16 protein-coding genes are annotated in these 16,379 nt (G+C 74.4%); 5 read left to right on the top strand and 11 right to left on the bottom strand.

The genetic code is table 11. The features are described 5' to 3' along the window. Positions 1–96: 96 nt before the first annotated feature. From V5O46_RS01950 to V5O46_RS01940, 3 genes are read left to right on the top strand one after another with little or no spacing between them, the layout of a single operon-like run. Positions 97–1,545: a glycosyltransferase family 4 protein gene (locus V5O46_RS01950; protein ID WP_332882587.1), complete on the top strand. Its 1,449-nt coding sequence runs from the start codon at positions 97–99 to the stop codon at positions 1,543–1,545. Continuing rightward, positions 1,539–2,273, top strand: coding sequence for a class I SAM-dependent methyltransferase (locus V5O46_RS01945; RefSeq protein WP_332882586.1), 735 nt, complete (start codon positions 1,539–1,541; stop codon positions 2,271–2,273). The genes V5O46_RS01950 and V5O46_RS01945 overlap by 7 nt, the downstream gene beginning before the upstream one ends. Beyond that, positions 2,270–3,340, top strand: a complete 1,071-nt coding sequence (locus tag V5O46_RS01940) for a prenyltransferase/squalene oxidase repeat-containing protein (protein ID WP_332882585.1) — start codon at positions 2,270–2,272, stop codon at positions 3,338–3,340. The genes V5O46_RS01945 and V5O46_RS01940 overlap by 4 nt, the downstream gene beginning before the upstream one ends. Before the next feature lie 208 nt (positions 3,341–3,548). Here the strand turns inward: V5O46_RS01940 and V5O46_RS01935 are convergent, their stop codons facing one another. The 4 genes from V5O46_RS01935 to V5O46_RS01920 form a co-directional block, all read right to left on the bottom strand. Next, the gene (locus tag V5O46_RS01935; RefSeq protein WP_332882584.1) at positions 3,549–3,806 is read right to left on the bottom strand and encodes a hypothetical protein; all 258 of its coding nucleotides are present in this window, start codon (positions 3,804–3,806) and stop codon (positions 3,549–3,551) included. A gap of 119 nt (positions 3,807–3,925) precedes the next feature. Further along, complete coding sequence (locus V5O46_RS01930; protein WP_332882583.1) at positions 3,926–4,942, bottom strand: LLM class F420-dependent oxidoreductase; 1,017 nt, start codon at positions 4,940–4,942, stop codon at positions 3,926–3,928. 98 nt (positions 4,943–5,040) lie between these two features. Next, positions 5,041–5,877, bottom strand: coding sequence for a hypothetical protein (locus V5O46_RS01925; RefSeq protein ID WP_332882582.1), 837 nt, complete (start codon positions 5,875–5,877; stop codon positions 5,041–5,043). A 157-nt stretch (positions 5,878–6,034) separates the two neighbouring features. Then, the gene (locus tag V5O46_RS01920; protein WP_332882581.1) at positions 6,035–7,057 is read right to left on the bottom strand and encodes an N-acetylmuramoyl-L-alanine amidase; all 1,023 of its coding nucleotides are present in this window, start codon (positions 7,055–7,057) and stop codon (positions 6,035–6,037) included. A gap of 282 nt (positions 7,058–7,339) precedes the next feature. Here V5O46_RS01920 and V5O46_RS01915 point away from each other — a divergent pair, with 282 nt between their 5' ends. Next, positions 7,340–8,083: a class I SAM-dependent methyltransferase gene (locus tag V5O46_RS01915; protein ID WP_332882580.1), complete on the top strand. Its 744-nt coding sequence runs from the start codon at positions 7,340–7,342 to the stop codon at positions 8,081–8,083. Between the two features lie 90 nt (positions 8,084–8,173). Here the strand turns inward: V5O46_RS01915 and V5O46_RS01910 are convergent, their stop codons facing one another. After that, positions 8,174–8,836 carry a class I SAM-dependent methyltransferase gene (locus tag V5O46_RS01910; RefSeq protein WP_332882579.1) on the bottom strand — a complete coding sequence of 221 codons (663 nt, stop codon included), beginning with the start codon at positions 8,834–8,836 and terminating at the stop codon, positions 8,174–8,176. Between the two features lie 208 nt (positions 8,837–9,044). On the opposite strand from V5O46_RS01910, the gene V5O46_RS01905 reads away from it, so the two are divergent. Continuing rightward, positions 9,045–10,505, top strand: a complete 1,461-nt coding sequence (locus V5O46_RS01905; RefSeq protein WP_332882749.1) for an MFS transporter — start codon at positions 9,045–9,047, stop codon at positions 10,503–10,505. A gap of 38 nt (positions 10,506–10,543) precedes the next feature. On the opposite strand, the gene V5O46_RS01900 is transcribed toward V5O46_RS01905, so the two are convergent. From V5O46_RS01900 to V5O46_RS01875, 6 genes are all read right to left on the bottom strand, one after another. Continuing rightward, positions 10,544–11,221 (bottom strand): TetR/AcrR family transcriptional regulator, encoded by a 678-nt coding sequence (locus V5O46_RS01900; RefSeq protein WP_332882578.1) that lies wholly within the window; start codon positions 11,219–11,221, stop codon positions 10,544–10,546. A gap of 191 nt (positions 11,222–11,412) precedes the next feature. Next, entirely contained in the window at positions 11,413–12,414 is a 1,002-nt protein-coding gene (locus V5O46_RS01895) for an NADP-dependent oxidoreductase (RefSeq protein WP_332882577.1), read from the bottom strand. Positions 12,415–12,573: 159 nt separating this feature from the next. Further along, a complete protein-coding gene (locus tag V5O46_RS01890) occupies positions 12,574–13,200 on the bottom strand; it encodes a response regulator transcription factor (RefSeq protein WP_332882576.1) in 627 nt (208 codons plus the stop codon). 127 nt (positions 13,201–13,327) lie between these two features. Continuing rightward, complete coding sequence (locus tag V5O46_RS01885) at positions 13,328–14,488, bottom strand: sensor histidine kinase (RefSeq protein WP_332882575.1); 1,161 nt, start codon at positions 14,486–14,488, stop codon at positions 13,328–13,330. 21 nt (positions 14,489–14,509) lie between these two features. Further along, positions 14,510–15,220, bottom strand: coding sequence for an ABC transporter permease (locus tag V5O46_RS01880; protein ID WP_332882574.1), 711 nt, complete (start codon positions 15,218–15,220; stop codon positions 14,510–14,512). Beyond that, positions 15,217–16,179, bottom strand: coding sequence for an ABC transporter ATP-binding protein (locus V5O46_RS01875; protein ID WP_332882573.1), 963 nt, complete (start codon positions 16,177–16,179; stop codon positions 15,217–15,219). The genes V5O46_RS01880 and V5O46_RS01875 overlap by 4 nt, the downstream gene beginning before the upstream one ends. Between the last annotated feature and the right edge of the window lie 200 nt (positions 16,180–16,379).

Below are 16,379 nucleotides of genomic sequence, written 5' to 3'. Positions count from 1 at the left end.
AGATTCGGAGCCTCTGAACGATCAACTCTGAAACTTGTTCTAGATTACCGTCCCGGCGTAGTCTCGCGGGACACCGCAGGGAGAAGGGGGCCCAGAGTGACCGCTGAGGCCAGTCAGGCGGGTCCCCGCCAGGACCTCGCCGCCGACGGCAGGCGACCGCTCCGCATCGCACTCCTCACCTACAAGGGGAACCCGTTCTGCGGCGGCCAGGGCGTCTACGTCCGCCACCTCTCCCGGGAACTCGCCCGCCTCGGCCACCGCGTCGAGGTGATCGGCGCCCAGCCCTACCCGGTGCTCGACGTCCTCGACGACGGTGCCGGCCCGCGCCTGACCGAGCTGCCCAGCCTCGACCTCTACCGCCAGCCCGACCCCTTCCGCACCCCCGGGCGGGACGAGTACCGCGACTGGGTCGACGCCCTCGAGGTCGCCACCATGTGGACCGGCGGCTTCCCCGAACCGCTGACCTTCTCGCTGCGCGCCCGCCGCCATCTGCGCGCCCGGCGCGGCGACTTCGACGTCGTCCACGACAACCAGACCCTCGGCTACGGCCTGCTGGGCGACATCGGCGCCCCCCTGGTCACCACCGTGCACCACCCCATCACCGTGGACCGGCAGCTGGAGCTGGACGCCGCCGGGAGCCGGAGGCGCCGCCTCTCCGTGCGCCGCTGGTACGCCTTCACCCGGATGCAGAAGCGCGTCGCCCGCCGCCTGCCGTCCGTGCTCACCGTCTCCGGCAGCTCCCGTCAGGAGATCGTCGACCATCTCGGAGTCCGGCCCGACCGGGTGCACGTGGTGCACATCGGCGCCGACACCGACCTGTTCTCCCCCGACCCCTCGGTGCGGCGGGTGCCGGGCCGGATCGTGACCACGTCCAGTGCTGACGTGCCGCTCAAGGGCCTGGTCTTCCTCGTCGAGGCGCTCGCCAAGGTGCGTACCGAGCAGCCCGACGCCCACCTCGTCGTCGTCGGCAAGCGGCCCGCCGAGGGGCCCGTCGCCCGGGCGATCGAGCGGTACGGCCTCGGCCGCGCCGTCGAGTTCGTCAAGGGCATCTCCGACGCCGAACTGGTCGACCTGGTGCGCTCGGCCGAGGTGGCGTGCGTGCCGTCGCTGTACGAGGGGTTCTCACTTCCGGCCGCGGAGGCCATGGCGACGGGGACGCCGCTGCTGGCCACGACCGGCGGGGCGATCCCGGAGGTCGCCGGGGCCGACGGGGAGACGTGTCTCGCGGTGCGGCCCGGCGACGCGGGCGCGCTGGCCGCCGGGCTGACCCGGCTGCTCGGCGACCCGGCACTGCGGGAACGGCTCGGCGCGGCCGGACGGGAACGTGTTCTGCGGCACTTCACCTGGGCGCGCGCCGCGGAGGGCACGGTGGCCCGTTACCGCGAGGCCGTCGCCGCGTCGGCGTCCGCGCCCGCCTCCGCCGCAGCCGGCGTGGCGCCCGCCCCGGGCGAGACCGCAGGCTCCGCCGTACCCGCCGCTTCCGCCGCGTCCACCACCTCCGCAGCAACCGCCGTATCCGACCGCGAAAGCAGGGCCACGTGCTGACCGTCGACTTCTCCCGGTTCCCGCTCGCCCCGGGCGACCGTGTCCTGGACCTCGGCTGCGGCGCCGGCCGGCACGCCTTCGAGTGCTACCGGCGCGGCGCACAGGTCGTGGCCCTGGACCGCAACGCCGAGGAGATCCGTGAGGTCGCGACGTGGTTCGCGGCGATGAAGGAGGCCGGCGAGGCCCCGGAGGGCGCCACCGCCACGGCCATGGAGGGCGACGCCCTCGCGCTCCCCTTCCCGGACGAGTCCTTCGACGTCGTCATCATCTCCGAGGTGATGGAGCACATCCACGACGACAAGGGTGTACTCGCCGAGATGGTCCGCGTGCTCAGGCCCGGCGGGCGGATCGCGGTGACCGTGCCGCGCTACGGCCCGGAGAAGGTGTGCTGGGCGCTGTCCGACGCCTACCACGAGGTCGAGGGCGGCCACATCCGCATCTACAAGGCGGACGAGCTGCTGGGCAGGATGCGCGAGGCGGGACTGAAGCCGTACGGCACCCACCACGCGCACGCGCTGCACTCGCCGTACTGGTGGCTGAAGTGCGCGTTCGGCGTCGACAACGACAAGGCGCTGCCGGTACGGGCGTACCACAAGCTGCTGGTCTGGGACATCATGAAGAAGCCGCTGGCGACGCGGGTCGCCGAGCAGGCGCTCAACCCGCTGATCGGCAAGAGCTTCGTGGCCTACGCGACCAAGCCGCACCTGCCGCCGGTGGGCGCCGCGTGACGACGCCCCGGACGGAACACCTGGTCCTGCCCGGGGTGCTCACCGAGGGGCAGGCCGCCGCGACCGTACGCGGCATCCTCGGCGTACAGCGCGCGGACGGCGCGATCCCGTGGTTCCGGGGTCACCACCTGGACCCCTGGGACCACGTCGAGGCGGCGATGGCCCTGGACACCGCCGGTGAGCACGAGGCCGCCGAGCGGGCGTACACCTGGCTGGCCCGCCACCAGCAGGACGACGGCTCCTGGTACGCGGCCTACGCCGACGGCGATGCCGCGGACATCACCGACCGGGGCCGGGAGACCAACTTCGTCGCCTACGTCGCGGTCGGCGTCTGGCACCACTATCTGTCCACCGGCGACGACGCGTTCCTGGACCGGATGTGGCCGACCGTCCACGCGGCCGTCGAGTTCGTCCTGCGGCTGCAGCAGCCCGGCGGGCAGATCGGCTGGCGCCGCGACGACGACGGCACGCCCACCACGGAGGCGCTGCTCACCGGCAGCTCCTCGATCCACCACGCGCTGCGCTGCGCGCTCGCCGTCGCCGAGCAGCGCGAGGAGGCACAGCCCGACTGGGAACTGGCCGTCGGCGCGCTGCGGCACGCCATCCGGTGCCACCCGGAGCGGTTCCTGGACAAGGGCCGCTACTCGATGGACTGGTACTACCCGGTCCTCGGCGGTGCGCTCACCGGCGCCGAGGCCAAGGCCCGGATCGAGGAGGACTGGGACCGCTTCGTCGTCCCCGGCCTCGGGGTGCGCTGTGTGGTGCCCAACCCGTGGGTCACCGGCGGCGAGTCCGCCGAACTCGCGCTCGCGCTGTGGGCGATGGGCGAGTCCGACCGGGCCCTGGACGTCCTGAAGTCCATCCAGCACCTGCGGGACGACGCCAGCGGGCTGTACTGGACGGGCTACGTCTTCGAGGACGACGCCGTCTGGCCGCGCGAACTGACCACCTGGACGGCCGGCTCCGTGCTCCTCGCCGTCGCGGTCCTCGGCGGCCACGAGGCCACCTGCCGGGTCTTCGGCGGCGAGGACCTGCCCAGGGGCCTGGACCCGGACTGCTGCGACTGACCCCCCGTCGGACGGGCGCCGCCCTTTCCCGACCTCTGCGGCCCTGCCCGGTGATGTGGGCTCGGCGGTCCCGCGCGGCGCTCCGGCCTGGCGCTCTGGGTCCGCGGGCCGCCCGGGTGGTCCGGCCCGGCGCTCTGGCCCGGCGGCCTGGGCCCGGTGGGGCGGGCCCGGTGCTCCGGCTCGCGGGTCCGGTTCGGCGGTCCGGGCCTCAGCGCCGGCGCAGGCGGCCCGCGACGGCGTGCCCGACGAGGTGGGAGACCACCGCGGCGAGGCCGTAGCCGGTGACGACGCGGGCCCCGGCCGCGTCCGACGTGCTGTGTTCTCCGGGGTGCATCCCCAGACCCCCCTGGTCGTGCGACCGGCCGGCCGGCCAGGTGGCCGCGTCCTGGACGAACCGCACCAGGTCGTCGGCCCGGTTGGCGTCCAGCAGGGACATCAGGATCCACGAACCGAGGATGAAGGCCATGATGTCCGCGACGACCGCTCTTGCCGTCGTGGCGGAGCTGCTCGACCAGCGGTATCCGGGGGACGTGCCTTCCGGCTGGCCCGGGGCCCGGGCGCGTGGCTGAAACCCGCACCGGGAGGTCAGCCGTTGAGCTCAGCCAGGACGCGCAGCGTCGGCCGGTCCGGCGCGAGTGCCAGCAGATCCGTCACCGGCACCGGCCCCGACCGCCACAACTCCAGCCGCTCGGCGATGCGTTCACGCGGTCCGACCAGGGAGATCTCGTCGGCGAAGGCGTCCGGCACCGCCCGCACCGCCTCCTTACGGCGCCCCGACAGGAACAGCTCCTGCACCCGGCGGGCCTCCTCCTCGTACCCCATGCGGGCCATCAGGTCGGCGTGGAAGTTGCGGGCCGCGTGGCCCATGCCGCCGACGTAGAAGCCGAGCATCGTCTTCACCGGCAGCAGCCCCTCGGCGACGTCGGCGCACACCCGCACCTGGACCAGCGGCGCCACCCGGAAGCCGCCCGGGGCGTCGGCGAGAGCCTGCGCGTACAGGTCGGCGGCCCGCGACGGCGACCAGTACAGCGGCAGCCAGCCGTCCGCGATCCGCGCCGTCTGGGCGACGTTGCGCGGGCCCTCGGCCCCGAGCAGCACCGGCAGGTCCGGGCGGAGCGGGTGGGTGATCGGCTTCAGCGGTCGGCCGAGGCCGGTGGCGTCCGCCCCGCGGTAGGGGTGGGGGTGGAAGCGGCCGTCCAGCGTCACCGGCGCCGCGCGCCGCAGCACCTGCCGTACGACGTCGACGTACTCCCGGGTCGCCGTCAGTGGAGAGGCGGGGAAGGGGCGGCCGTACCAGCCCTCGACCACCTGCGGCCCGGACAGGCCGAGCCCCAGCGTCAGCCGCCCGCCGCAGAGATGGTCCAGGGTGAGCGCCTGCATCGCCGTGGCGGTCGGCGAGCGGGCCGCCATCTGCGCCACCGCGGTGCCGAGCCCGATCCGCCGCGTGTGCGCCGCGATCCAGGCGAGCGGGGTGAACGCGTCCGAGCCCCAGGACTCGGCCGTCCACACCGACGCGTAGCCGAGCCGCTCCGCCTCCTGTACGAGCGGCACATGGTCCGCGGGGCCGCGGCCCCAGTAGCCGAGCGCGAGTCCGAGCCGCACGCCAGCCTCCTGACGCTCCGTCAGTCAAGGGCTTGCGACTGTACGGCAACGGCCCCCCGCCCGGAAGGGCGAGGGGCCGCTCGGAGCCTGGGCGCGGATCAGCCGCGCTGGATGCCCGAGGTGTCCTGCAGCACACCGCGGCGGCCGTCCTGCGTCTGGGCGACCAGGGCGGGACCCCGCTGCTCGACGGCCAGGTACCAGGTGCCCGGCGCCAGCTCCGCGATCGGTGTCTGCGAGCCGTCCTCCGCGAACAGCGGACGCGGCACCGGCACGGCGAACCAGAACGGCGAGAAGTCCCCGGCCGGCTGCTGCGCCTGCTGCGGCTGGCCACCGAACGACGGCCCCGGCTGGCCCTGCTGCCCGGGCTGCCCGGGCTGTCCCGGCTGGGCGCCGTACGGCTGCTGCTGCGCGCCCGGGTAGCCGTAGCCGCCCTGCGGCTGGCCTCCGTAGGGCGGCTGCGGCGCGGCGGGCCGGCCCGCCGGGACCAGCGCGCTTTTGAGGGCGGGCACCAGGGGCGTGGCGATGGCTGCGGCGGCCATGACCAGGGTGGCGATGAGCGCGAGGATCAGGCCGATGCCGGCGTCGGGGCCGTCGGAGCCCCCGCCGACGTTGTCGACGCCGCTGCCCGGGTCGAAGATGTTGCCGAGTGCGCTCCAGGCGGCGAAGACGGTGAAGGCGGCGCCGAACTGACCGAGGTCGAGTCCCGCGACCTTGCGGGGCTGCGGCAGCCCCCGGGACACGACGACGAGCGCGGCACCGATGATGCCCGCGAGCACGACACTGAACAGGACCGGCCCGCTGCCCCAGAGGTTGGGCATGTCGATGCCGTCCGGAATGCCGTCGGTCGAGTACAGGCCGAGGAACGACGCGATCAACAGCAACACCGCTGCTCCGATCACCACGCCGTCGCCTCTAGTGAGGGAGCGGATATTCACTTCAGGTCCTTCGTAGGTCGTCTCGTCGTCGGTGGAGGCGTCGCTGTCACCGTGTCGCCGTCAGGCCCGGTGCGAAGCGCGGGGGTGGCCCCTCATCGTACGGGCGAGACTATCGTCCACGGGATCGGGCTGTCCGCCCGGACCGGTGCGCCGACCGCTACCCGCGCAGGAAACTCACGATTCCCTCAGAGATCCCTTGCGCCGCCTTCTGCCGCCACGCTCCGCTGGTCAGCAGCGCGACGTCCTTGCTGTCGCGCATGTTGCCGCATTCGACGAACACCTTGGGAACCGTTGACAGATTGAGACCGCCCAGGTCCGTGCGGGTGACGAGACCGGTGCCGCCGCCCACGTAGTTGGCCGGTGCGCTGCCCGTGACGTCGACGAACCGGCCCGCGATCCGCGCCCCCAGGTCGCGGGAGGGCCCGACGATGCTGCGGGTGTCCGCAGCGCCCTTGTTCACCGACCCAGGCAGGATCACATGGAAACCGCGGTTGCCCTCGCTCGAGCCGTCGGCGTGGATCGACACCGCCGCGTCCGCGCCCGCCTCGTTGCCGACCCGGGCCCGCTCGTCGATGCACGGCCCGTACGGGCGGTCGGCGTTCCACGTCAGCTTCACCGTGGCACCCTGCTCCTCCAGCAGTGTGCGCAGCCGGTGGGTCACGTCCAGGGTGAACTCGGCTTCGGGCCAGCCCGCGTTGGTGGCGGTGCCCGTGGTGTCGCACTCCTTCCAGTGCGTGCCCACGTCCACCTTGCGGTTGATCTCGGCGGTGTGCCGGAAGTTGCCCGGGTTGTGTCCCGGGTCGATGACGACGACCTTCCCCTGCAGCGGCCCGGAGGCGGCGGGCGCGGACGCCGACGACGACGCGTCGGCGGACTCCGAGGGGCGCGCGGAGGACTCGCCGGCCCCGGCCGAAGGGGATGCCCCGCCCGGCTCCTTGGCGTCGTCGGCCGAGGGGGCCCCGCCGGGCGAGGGCGCGCCGGAGGTCCGCACGGCGTCGGCGCCGGCCCGCCCTCCGGTGTCACCGCCTCCGTCCCCCGGACCACCGACGGCCGTGTACACCCCCCACCCGAGCAGCGCGCCCGGCACCAGCGCGGCCAGCGCCACGGTCAGCGGCCGGCGCAGCGGGGAGCGACGGGGCGGGGACGAGGACGGTTCGAACTCGGGGCCTGTGTACGACACGGCTGCAACTTTACGGGCAGTCCGGGGTGCCCGCGGGGGACCTTCCGCGCCGGACCACGGTACGAGAGCCCGAGCGGTGCTGTACGAGAGCCCGAGATCCGCCCGCCCGGACGGCCAACTTCTTTGTGGCATCCGCCAGTACGGCGTCCGGGCCGGGGCGCAGCAGACTTTCTGCCACGGCCGCGATCACGAGATGGCGCGCCCCGGCGCGCCCCGGCGCGTCGCGAAAGCCGGAGGGCCGGCGCGGCCGCGTACCGGACGACGTACAGAAGGGGGAAGCGCATGAGCGTGCAGCAGTACGACGCGATCGGTGAGGCGTTCGAGGGGTTCAAGGCCCTGCCGATGATCCGCTACGGGGAGGTGCCGAGCTTCCTGGGCATGGTCGGGGAGGTGAGCGGCAGGTCGGTCCTCGATCTGGCCTGCGGCACCGGTTTCTACAGCAGGGAGTTCAGGCGGCGCGGCGCCACGGATGTCCTCGGTGTCGACATCTCCGGCGAGATGATCGCCGCCGCGCGGGAGATCGAGCGGCGTGACCCGCTCGGCGTGCGCTACGAGGTCGGCGACGTGGCCCGGCTGCGGCCGCTCGAGCGGCGCTTCGACATCGCGCTCGGGGTGCAGTGCCTCAACTACGCCGAGGACATCGCGGCGATGGAGCGGATGTGCCGCAACATCCACCGGAGCCTGGTGCCGGGCGGTGAGTTCTTCGTGCTCGCCCAGAACCCCGGCTACCGGTTCGACTGTCCGTCGCTCGAGGAGTACGGGTTCCGTTGCGAGCCGACCGGCGAGGAGACGGAGACGGGGCCGCGGGTGCGGGTCACGGCTCTCCTGGAACCGCAGCCGATCAGCATCGTCGGGGCGGCGGTGCGCCGTGAGGTCTACGAGGGCTGTCTGCGGGCGGCCGGGTTCGGAGCGGTGGAGTGGGTTCCGCTGCGGGTGTCCGACGCCGGTGTCCGGGAGTTCGGCGCGGAGTTCTGGGCCGACCTCCTGGCGTATCCGCCGCTGGAGATGCTGCGCTGCCGCGCCTGATCCGCCGGCGCCTCGTCCGCCCGGTCGACCCGGTCCGCCCGGTCGACCCGGTCCGGCCGTTCCGCCTGGTCCGCCGTTCCGGTCGCGGGTTCAGCCGCCCGCGCCCGTCCGCCGCAGTACCCGCAGCGAGCCGGTCGCCGAGACCTCGGTGAACGCGCCGGAGTCCAGGGCCCTGAGGTAGACGCGGTACGGGGCCTGGCCGGTGAACTCGTCGGCCGGGTCCGGGAAGACGTCGTGGATGACCAGCAGGCCGCCCTCGGCCAGGTGCGGGGCCCAGCCCGCGTAGTCGGCGCCCGCGTGCTCGTCGGTGTGGCCGCCGTCGACGAAGACCAGACCGAGCGGCGAGCCCCAGATGCGGGCGATCTGCGGGGAGCGGCCGACCAGGGCGACCACGTGCTCCTCCAGACCCGCCCGGTGCAGGGTGCGGCGGAAGGCGGGGAGCGTGTCCATCAGACCGACCTCGGGGTCGACCGTCTCCGGGTCGTGGTAGTCCCAGCCGGGCTGCTGCTCCTCGCTGCCGCGGTGGTGGTCCACGGTGAGCGCGGTGACACCCGAGCGGCGGGCCGCGTCGGCGAGCAGCACCGTGGAGCGCCCGCAGTACGTGCCGACCTCCAGCAGCGGCAGCCCCAGCCCGCCCGCCTCGACAGCCGCCGAGTACAGCGCCAGGCCCTCGTCGGTGGGCATGAAGCCCTTCGCGCTCTCGAACGCGGCCAGGACATCGGCGTCGGGGACGTGGGCGGGGGCCGCGGGCATGGGGGTCCTCTCGGTGGTGCGTGCCTGGGTGACGCCGCCCCATCGTGCCGTACCCGCCGCCGCGCGGTGCGCCGGGGGTACCGGTGAGTAGCCCTGCGCCGGGACGTCGCCGGGGGCTGCCGCGTGGCGGCTCTGAGCCGGTCGGCGCGGGCCCCGAGGGGACGAACTGCCGATGCCGGGGCGGGAGAGGGTTGAGAGCATGGCGGTCATGCTCGATGCCGCCGAAACCGGTCCCGCCCGCACCGCCCTCCGCCGCACGCCTCCGACCTGGCTGGTCGTGGTGCTCGCCTGTGCCGGGCAGTTCCTCGTCATACTCGACGTCTCCGTCGTGAACGTCGCCCTGCCGTCGATGCGGGCCGGCCTCGACCTGGGCCCGCACGGGCTGCAGTGGGTGGTGAACGCCTACGCGATCGCCTTCGCCGGGTTCATGCTGCTCGGCGGGCGGGCCGGTGACCTGTACGGGCGCAAGCGGATGTTCCTGGTCGGGCTGGGCCTGTTCACTCTGGCCTCGCTGGGCGGCGGGCTGGCGCAGGAGGGCTGGCAGCTGCTGGTGGCACGGGCCGTGCAGGGGCTCGGTGCGGCGGTGCTCTCCCCCTCGACGCTGACGCTGCTGACCGCCGCGGTGCCGGAGGGGCCGGCCCGGGCGCGGGCGATCGGCACCTGGACGGCCGTGGGCGCGGGCGGGGGAGCCGCCGGTGGGCTGGTGGGGGGCCTGCTCGTGGACGCCTTGTCGTGGCGCTGGGTGCTGCTGATCAATGTGCCGGTGGGCGTGGTGGTGCTGGCCGCGGCCCTGCTGTGGCTGGCGGAGAGCCGGACCGGGGAGCGGCGCCGGCTCGATCTGCCGGGCGCGGTGCTGGTGACCGCGGGGCTGGCCACGCTGGCGTACGGCATCTCACAGACCGAGGTGGCCGGCTGGACGGCGCCGGGCACGGTGGTGCCGCTGCTGGCGGGGCCGGTGCTGATCGGGCTGTTCTTCGCCGTGGAGGTGCGGACGGCCGCGCCGCTGATGCCGCCCCGGCTGCTCCGGATGCGGTCGGTGGCGTCGGCGAACGCGGCGATGTTCGTGTGCGGGTCGTCGATGTTCTGCATGTGGTTCTTCATGACGCTGTACGTGCAGAACGTGCTGGGCTACTCGCCGCTGGAGGCGGGCCTCGCGCTGATGCCGAGCTCCCTGGCGGTGCTGCTGGGGTCCAAGCTGGCACCGCGGCTGATGCGGGTGCTGGGGGAGCGGGCCGTGGCGGTGCTGGGGACCGTGGTGGCGGTGGCCGGGTTCGGGTGGCAGTCGACCATGCGGATGGACGCGGCGTACCTGACCGCGATCATGATCCCGGGGGTGCTGATGATGCTGGGCGCCGGGCTGGCGATGACGCCGCTGGCGGCGGTGGCCACGGCCGGGGCGGGGGCGGGGGACGCCGGGCTGGTCTCCGGGCTGGTCAACACCTCCCGGACGATGGGCGGGTCGCTGGGCCTCGCGGTGATGTCGACGATCGCGGCGGCACGCTCCGGCGGGAGCGGGGCCCCGGAGGCGCTGACGGAGGGGTACGCCGCGGTGTTCCGTACGGCGGCGGTGGTGCTGGCGGTCGGGGCCGTGCTGATGTGGGTGTGGCTCCCGGCGGGCCGCCGCAGCACCGCGATGGCCGCCGCCGGCCAGGTGAATCTGCGGGGGTGAGTTCCACACCCCCGCGGTGCGGAGCGCCGGCCGCCCGGTCACGGGGTGAGTGCGCAGGCGCCGTCGACCAGGAGGCGGATTCCGTGGGTGTAGTAGCCGTCCGGGTCGGCGCAGCTGGTCAGCGGGGTCGCCGAGGCGATGACGTGGGGGTGGCGCGCGGGGTCGAGTGCGAGGAGCCGGGCCCGGCGCGTGCGTATCTGCTGGTCGCGGGCGGCCGGGTCGTTCGGGGCGCAGCCGCGCCCGGGCTCGCTGGAGACCAGGGCGATGACCCCGTTGAGCAGATAGTGGCTGGTGACGGCGGCCAGGTCGGAGGGGTGGCCGAGTTCGGTGAGCCGTTTCAGCAGATGCTCGGCGAGGTCGAGGCCGGACTCGCACTCCAGGACCCGGTGGGCGGCGATCGGGGCGATCGACGGGTGCGCGCGCAGCGCCGTGGCGAGGGCGGTCAGCGCGGCCGTCAGCCCGTCACGGCCGTCGCCTTCCGTGGCGTCGGGCAGCCGGACGCTGTCGAGCAGGGCCTCGCCGACCGCGTCGAGCAGGGCTTCCTTGCCGTCGAAGTGTGCGTAGATCGCCATGGCCGTCACGCCGTGCCGCTGGGCCAGACGGCGGATGGTGACCGCGTCGAGCCCCTCGGAGCCGGCCAGCTCCGTCGCGCCGGCCACCAACGCCGCCCGGGACAGGCGAGCCCTGGGTCTGCGGGGCCGTGCCGTGGATGTCATGGCTGCCGTACGTCCTTTCCTGCTGCCGCGTGGTGTGCCGCACCGTAGGCGTCCACGCTACGTGATCGACCGCGGGGACACGGCGGCCCGGACCACCGGGGACGGGGCAGGTCGCCCCTGGCGGAAGCCGGACCGGCCGTGACGGTGTGCGGCAGGGCGGGCACGTGCGCGGTGGGCGGGCACGGCCGGGGTCAGGGCAGCTCGACGACGACCTTGCCCTTGGCCCGCCCCCGCTCGAGGTGGGCGAAGGCGTCCGCGATCTCCTCGAAGGGGAAGACCCGGTCGGTCACGGTCCGCAGCCGTCCCCTGTCCACGAGGTCCGCCAGGGCCCGCAGGTCGGCGCCGCTGGGGTGCATGAACAGATAGCGGTAGGCGACCCCGTGCGCCTTGGCCTGCCGGCGGACCTTGGCGCTCATCAGCCCGAACAGGGCGGCGGCGAGCGGACCCGCGTCGAGGTCGCGGGCGGAGGCGCGCTCGGGCACCCCGGCGACGGACACCACCTTGGCGCCCGGCTTGACGATGGAGAAGCTGTCCGCCAGGTCCTGGCCCCCGACCAGGTCGAGCGCGGCGTCGTAGTCCTCCAGGACGTCCTTGAACCGTGTCGTCCGGTAGTCGACGACCGTCTCCGCGCCGAGCGAGCGCACCAGTTCCTCGCCGGCCGGCGAGGCGGTCGTGGCGACGTGTGCGCCCATGGACACGGCGAGCTGGATGGCGATGGTGCCCAGGCCTCCGGCGCCGCCGGAGACGAAGAGCCGGTCCCCCTTCTTGATCCCGAGTTCGTCCCGCAGCGCCTGCAGCGCGGTCAGACCGACCAGGGGCAGGCCGGCGGCCTGGGTGAAGTCCAGGTCCCGGGGCATCGGGGCGACGAGGTCGGCGGCGACGGCGGCATGGGACGCGAAGGCGCCCAGCTTCCTGACGTCGACGCGGGTGAACACCCGGTCCCCGGCGGAGAAGCCGGTGACCCCGGGGCCGGTGGCCTCCACGGTGCCCGCCAGCTCGCTGCCCGCCACCCCGGGGAGGTCCAGGCGGACCACCATGCGCATCTTCCCCTTTCTCAGAGCGGCGTCGACGGGGTTGAGTCCCGCCGCACGGACCCGGATCAGGATCTCGCCGGGGCCCGGGGCGGGCTTGGGGACGTCCTTGAGCTGCATGACGTCCGCGTTGCCGTACTTGGTCTGCACATAAGCCTGCATGGCTGTCTCCTCGTGTCGTGGGCGAACCGAACCGCACCGAAGCGCTGAGAACAATGTATATGTACGTCGTACATATACGGGATACAGTTGCACGGGCTGTGGCGATGCTCACTGCTGGGAGCGGCGGCTCGGTCCTCCGGGGGCGGGTCCGGCCGGGCCTCAGAGCCAGCCCTGGCGGCGGGCCTCGCGGAGGGCCTCCGTGCGGTTGCGGGTGCCGGTCTTGCCGATGGCCGCGGAGAGGTGGTTGCGGACCGTGGACTCCGAGAGGTGCAGGGCGCCGGCGATGTCGGCGACCGTCGCGCCGTCGGCGGCGGCGCCGAGGGCGTCGCGCTCGCGCCGGGTGAGCGGGTTGGGTCCGGCGGCGAGCGCGGCGGCGGCGAGCGCGGGGTCGATCACCGTCTCGCCGGAGAGCACGCGGCGGACGGCGTCGGCGAGCTCCTCGACGGGGCCGTCCTTGACGAGGAAACCGGCGGCGCCTGCCTCCATCGCGCGGCGCAGATAACCCGGGCGGCCGAACGTGGTCAGGATCAGTACCCGGCACTCCGGGACCTGGTCGTGCAGGTCGGCGGCGGCGTCCAGGCCGCTTCTGCCGGGGAGTTCGATGTCGAGGAGTGCGACGTCGGGCCGGTGCGTGAGCGCGGCGTCGACGATGGCGTCGCCGGCGGCGACCTGCGCGACGACCTCGAGGTCCTCCTCCATGCCGAGCAGCAGTGCGAGCGCGCCGCGCATCATGCCCTGATCCTCGGCGAGGAGGAGGCGGATCCGGGAGGTCCTGTCGGCGGCCACGGGGCCCAGGGTAGGGCTCGGTTGCCTCCGGTTCACCGGGAACGGCCGCCGCCGCGCCGGGCGCCCCCGTTGCGGTTCCGCCGCGCCGGGCGCGGCGCCCCGTCCCCGCCCACTGCCGCACCGCCGGCTACCTCACCGGCAGCTCCGCCCGGACCACGAACCCGCCCGGCCCCGGTGCCGCCCCCGCCGTCAGCGAGCCGCCCGCCGCCGCAAGGCGTTCCCGCAGTCCGGCCAGGCCGGTACCGGAAGCGGTACCGGTACCGTCCCCGCTCCCGGCGCCGATCCCTCCGTCGTCCGTCACGGTCAGCCGCACCCGCTCCGCGCTCCCGGAGACCACGATCTCGCAGCGGCCGGCGTCGCTGTGCCGCACGACGTTCGTCACCGCCTCCCGGACCACCCACCCCAGCAGCGCCTCCGCCGGCGCGGGCAGCGGCGGGCCGGAGCGGTGCACCACCGGCTCCACGGCCGCCGCGGCCAGCGCGGAGCGGGCGCGGTCCAGCTCGCTGCCGAGGCCGCCCACGCGATAGCCGGTCACCGCCTCCCGGACCTCGGTCAGCGCCTGGCGGCCGACGGACTCGATGTCGGTCATCTGGGCCACCGCGGCCGGCGGATCGCCAGGGGCCAGCCGGCGGGCCGCCTCCGCCTTGACCACGATCACGGAGAGCGTGTGGCCGAGCAGGTCGTGCAGGTCCCGGGAGAACCGCAGCCGCTCCTCCTCCACCGCCCGCCGGGCCAGTTCCTCACGGGCGGCGCGCAGTTCCCGTACCGCGTCGGCCAGGCCCAGCAGCGCGGCCGTCACCAGCGTCGACAGGAGCGTGCCGTAGACGACCCCCACGCTGTCCCAGCCCGCCTCCGCACCGGAGACGACTCCCGCCAGCGTCACCGGGATCCAGCCCCACCGGACCAGCTGCCGGCCGCGCAGGGCCGCGCCCGCGGCGAGGCCCAGGAGGGGGAAGAAGTACAGCCAGGTGCCGCCGTGGCCGAGGCCCAGCGCGCAGGTCACCGCGGCCATGGCGAGCAGGGCCAGGCGGGTCGACGGGGCCCGCCGGGTGCGGTCGTCGAAGGAGCGGAAGGCGACGAAGACGTACAGCGAGTTGAAGGTGAGGACCGCCGACCCGCTCAGCCAGGGGTTCGAGGTCTCCCCCTGGACGACGTTGGCCAGCGCGCCCAGCCCCAGCAGCAGCCAGGGGAGGAGGGCGAAGCCGGTGGGGAACGCGTGCGGACGCCCGGGTGCACGCCCAGGTGCCCGGCCGGGGAGAAGGCCGGAGAAGAGGCGCGGCCGGGGCATCGTCGGACTCCCTCCTGCCGGTCAGCCGGCGCGGCGGTAGGACAGTACGGCGTAGCCGCCGAAGGCCGACAGCCAGGCCGTGAGGACGAGGATGCCACCGAGGGGCGGGGCGCCGCCGGTGGCGAGGGCGGTGCCGAGCTCCGCGAAGCGGTTGGCCGGGGTGTACGCCGCCACCGTGCGCAGCCAGTCGGGGAACAGGGCGAGCGGGAACCAGAGGCCGCCGATGACCGCCAGGGACAGATTGGACAGCATGTTGACGACACCGGTGGTCTGCCCGGTGAGACGGTAGCCGTTGCCGAGGCCGAGCAGGGTGAAGGGGACCGAGCCCAGCCAGAGCAGCAGCGCCAGTGCCGCCCACTGCCAGGCGGCCAGCCGCACGCCGTTGACCAGGCCGCCGGCGCAGAGCACGGCGGTGATGGCGGGCAGGACGGTCACCGTACCGGTCAGGGCGCGGCCGATCACCACCTGGTGCGCGGGCATCGGGGTCACCCGCAGCAGCCGCAGCCAGCCGATCGACCGGTCCTCGGCGACCCCGCCGCCGGTGTTGAGCGCGGAGCCGACCGCCCCGTAGGCCGCCATGCCGACCATCGCGCCGGTCCGCCAGACGCCCGTGGCGCCCTCGCCGAGGTTGGTGAACAGCAGGTACATCAGGACGGGCACCGCGACACCGCCCAGCACGAAGCCGGGGTCGCGCAGGGTGCGCCGGGTCTCCAGGACGACGTAGTCCCTCATCGCCGCTCCTTCCGGGGGGCCGGGGTCGCCGCGGGTGGGGTGAGGGCCAGGAACGCCTCGTCCAGCGGCGCCGGGGCCACTTCAAGGCCGCGGATCGCGCCCAGCCCGGCCAGGGCCGTCACCGTCGCGTCGGAGTCGTCCGTGCGCAGCAGGGCGCGGTTGCCGTCGAGTTCCACCGCGCGGACGCCGGGGAGCAGCGACAACTGCCCGGCGGTGCGGCCGTGCACGTCGATGCGGACGTGGCTGCCGCCCGCGGCCCGGCGCAACTCCTGTGGCGTGCCGTCGGCGACGAGCCGGCCCCGGTCGACGACGAGGACGCGATCGGCGTGCGCCTCCGCCTCCGCCAGGTGGTGGGTGGAGAAGAGGACCGTGCTGCCGCGGTGGGCGTAGGCGCGCATCGACTGCCAGAAGGAGTGCCGGGCCGCCACGTCCAGGGCCGCGGTGGGCTCGTCCAGCACCAGCAGATCCGGGTTCCCGGCGAGCGCGACCGCGAAGCGCACCCGCTGTGTCTGGCCTCCGGAGAGCCGGTCCACACGGCGGTCGGCGAGCGCGGAGATCCCGGCCAGTCCCAGCGCACGGGTCACCGGCATCGGCGCCGGATACCGGCCGGCCACGAAGGTGACCAGCTCGCCCACCGTGACCCGGGGGACCGCCCGGCCCTCCTGGAGCATGGCGCCCACCCGGCCGTCGCGCACGGCCCGTTCCGGCGACGCGCCGAACAGCTCCACCGCGCCCGCGTCCGGTGGGCACAGGCCGAGCAGCAGTGCGATCGCCGTGGACTTGCCCGCGCCGTTGCGGCCCAGGAGGGCGACCGTCTCGCCGCGGGCGAGGTCCAGCTCCAGGCCGTCCACGGCACGGACCTCGCCGTAGGACTTGCAGGCGCCCCGGAAGGAGACCGCGGGAGCGGTGCGGTGCGCCGTCCGAGCCGTCGGTGGCCCTGCGGTCGCCGCCCCTGTCATGAGTGCTCTTGCCATGAGTGCCCTTGCCATGAGTGCTCTTGCCATGAGTGTTCCTGCCCTGGGTGTTCCTGCCCTGGGTGTTCCTGCCACGGGTACGACGCTAGGCCGGGACCCGGGCCCGGCGGCAGATGCGCTTGTACGGAACCGGCCGGGACAAATGTCCTGGGACCGGGGCAGGGGACCCGGCCCCGAACCCGCGG

The sequence above is a fragment of the Streptomyces poriticola genome (assembly GCF_036689765.1).
GTDB classification, from domain to species: Bacteria; Actinomycetota; Actinomycetes; order Streptomycetales; family Streptomycetaceae; genus Streptomyces; species Streptomyces poriticola.
This window is presented reverse-complemented; position numbering and strand designations above follow the sequence as displayed.

What these genes read in the sequence shown, in the direction of transcription:
- V5O46_RS01935 (WP_332882584.1), bottom strand. Translation starts at nt 3,806, where the DNA reads ATGGCCTTCATCCTCGGTTCGTGGATCCTGATGTCCCTGCTGGACGCC.
- V5O46_RS01915 (WP_332882580.1), top strand. Translation starts at nt 7,340, where the DNA reads ATGAGCGTGCAGCAGTACGACGCGATCGGTGAGGCGTTCGAGGGGTTC.
- V5O46_RS01910 (WP_332882579.1), bottom strand. Translation starts at nt 8,836, where the DNA reads ATGCCCGCGGCCCCCGCCCACGTCCCCGACGCCGATGTCCTGGCCGCG.
- V5O46_RS01905 (WP_332882749.1), top strand. Translation starts at nt 9,045, where the DNA reads ATGCTCGATGCCGCCGAAACCGGTCCCGCCCGCACCGCCCTCCGCCGC.
- V5O46_RS01900 (WP_332882578.1), bottom strand. Translation starts at nt 11,221, where the DNA reads ATGACATCCACGGCACGGCCCCGCAGACCCAGGGCTCGCCTGTCCCGG.
- V5O46_RS01895 (WP_332882577.1), bottom strand. Translation starts at nt 12,414, where the DNA reads ATGCAGGCTTATGTGCAGACCAAGTACGGCAACGCGGACGTCATGCAG.
- V5O46_RS01885 (WP_332882575.1), bottom strand. Translation starts at nt 14,488, where the DNA reads ATGCCCCGGCCGCGCCTCTTCTCCGGCCTTCTCCCCGGCCGGGCACCT.
- V5O46_RS01880 (WP_332882574.1), bottom strand. Translation starts at nt 15,220, where the DNA reads ATGAGGGACTACGTCGTCCTGGAGACCCGGCGCACCCTGCGCGACCCC.
- V5O46_RS01875 (WP_332882573.1), bottom strand. Translation starts at nt 16,179, where the DNA reads ATGACAGGGGCGGCGACCGCAGGGCCACCGACGGCTCGGACGGCGCAC.